1 protein-coding gene is annotated in these 1,114 nt (G+C 50.7%); it reads left to right on the top strand.

All coding sequences use genetic code 11. The annotated features are described in order from the left end of the window. Positions 1-1,114: glycoside hydrolase domain-containing protein (locus tag R7Z50_RS24635; RefSeq protein ID WP_318149368.1), on the top strand; the 1,114-nt coding region annotated here is incomplete at both ends.

Genomic DNA, 1,114 nt, shown 5'->3' with positions numbered 1-1,114 from the left:
TATCGTCAAAGCTATTGCTCTAGTTGATGGCGCAGCAACGGCAATCGCTGTAAACAACGACAACATCGACGCAGTGAAAACCATCGCTTACCTAGAATTCGCACCATCATCAACACCGCTAGAAATCCAAGTAGGCTTGTCACCAACAGGCACAGAAGGTGCGGAGAAAAACCTAGAAGCAGAAGCAAAAGACGTGTCATTTGATACTGCGCGCGCTCAAGCCAACGACGCATGGCACCAAGAGCTTAGCCGCATGATGGTATCTGGCGGCACAGAAGATCAAAAAGAGATCTTCTACACCGCGCTTTACCACGCCTCTATCGCGCCAATGATTTTCCAAGATGTCGACGGTCAATACCCTGCGATGCGTACTCGCATTCAAAAAGACGCGGGCGATACGCCAAACTACTCCGTGTACTCGATGTGGGATACTTTCCGCGCAGCGCATCCACTGAAAACCATCATCGACAAAGACCGCGCGATTGAACACGCACGCGATCTATTGAACAAATACCAAACGGGCGGCGTGTTACCAAAATGGGAACTGCACTCGGATTACACCGGTGAAATGGTCGGTCACCCTGCGGTCTCGGTTATTGCCGATATCATGGTCAAACACCCAGAAGCCTTTACCGCAGCTGAGTTTGATTTGGCGTTGAAAGCCGCTGACGAAACGGTCAACTTCAACCTTGATAAAACCGAAAGCTGGGTGCCTTACCAAGACGCTTGGAACGGTGACAAACGCTTCACGGTCATGACGCGTCATAACGACTACCAAGAAGACGTCGGCTTTATTCCAGCTAACACCAAATGGGCGCCGGATTCTGGTGACAAACCGGGTTACGTGGAAGGCTTGAAAGTCGATAAGTACGACGAGCTTGTGAACGAATCGGTGTCTTACGGTCTTGAGAACGCTTACTACGACTGGTGTATCGCTCAGATCGCTAAACTTGCGGGCAACGACCAGCAGTACGACCGCTACATGGCACGTTCTGAATCGTTCAAGAACTACTTCGATTACAACCCAGAACAATACGGCAAGTTGCAAGACACCAAAGGCAACGCATTGGGTGCGACGGGCTTTATGCGTCCGGCTTACATGAACAGTGGCAGC

This window comes from Vibrio sp. 1249-1 (assembly GCF_033340495.1).
Note: the sequence above shows the minus strand (reverse complement) of the source record. Positions and strands in the feature narration are given on the sequence as shown.